This window comes from Paenibacillus sp. MMO-58, from assembly GCF_037146255.1.
In the GTDB taxonomy this organism is placed as follows: Bacteria; Bacillota; Bacilli; order Paenibacillales; family Paenibacillaceae; genus Pristimantibacillus.
This window is the reverse complement of the sequence record NZ_JBBCVY010000033.1, coordinates 1-1009: the sequence shown is the minus strand read 5'-3', so window position 1 is coordinate 1009 and position 1009 is coordinate 1. Positions and strand designations below refer to the sequence as shown.

Here is a 1009-nt window from a genome sequence, read left to right as displayed (position 1 = left end):
CGCCACTTTGTTGCTGGCGTCACTACTCGACCACGTAACTGTTGTCGCTGCGCCGCCAACTACATCTACCGTTGCCGCGAGCTGCTTGCTGCTGCCTTGCACCACGCTTGCGCTGTTCGGGCTAACGCTCACGCTGTTAACCGCCGGTGCAGTGGTGACCGTTATAGTTGCGGTTCCTTTTTTACTGCTATCTGCCATTGACGTTGCCGTGATTGTATAGTCGCCCGGCGCTGCATCCGATGCGACCGTCACTTTACCCGTACCGTCTACCGCCACTTTGTTGCTGGCGTCACTACTCGACCACGTAACTGTTGTCGCTGCGCCGCCAACTACATCTACCGTTGCCGCGAGCTGCTTGCTGCTGCCTTGCACCACGCTTGCACTGTTCGGACTAACGCTCACGCCTATAACGGCTGGCGCTGCGGTGACAGTAATTGTTGCGGTTCCTTTTTTGCTGCTATCTACCGTTGATGTTGCCGTGACCGTATAATCTCCCGGCGCGGCATCCGATGCGACCGTCACTTTACCCGTACCGTCGACAACTACCTTGCTGGCGTCACTACTCGTCCATGTGACGGTTGTCGCTACCCCGCCAACCACATCTACCGTTGCCGTAAGCTGCTTGCTGCTGCCTTGTTCAACGCTTGCACTGTTCGGGCTAACACTTACGCCGATGACTGCCGGCGCTGCGGTGACCGTAATCGTCGCTGTCCCTTTTTTGTTGCTATCTGCCATTGACGTTGCCGTGACCGTATAATCTCCCGGCGCGGCATCCGATGCGACCGTCACTTTACCCGTACCGTCGACAGCTACCTTGCTGGCGTCACTACTCGTCCATGTGACGGTTGTCGCTGCGCCGCCAACTACATCTACCGTTGCCGCGAGTTGCTTGCTGCCGCCTTGCTCTACGCTTGCACTGTTCGGGCTAACGCTCACGCCTATAACGGCTGGCGCTACCGTTACGGTAATCGTCGCGGTTCCTTTTTTACTGCTATCTACCGTTGATGTT

General features: G+C 57.1%; 1 protein-coding gene. It reads right to left on the bottom strand.

The features are described 5' to 3' along the window. A partial coding sequence (locus WFJ73_RS33150; protein ID WP_336776993.1) for an Ig-like domain-containing protein occupies positions 1–1009 on the bottom strand: 1009 nt, incomplete at both ends.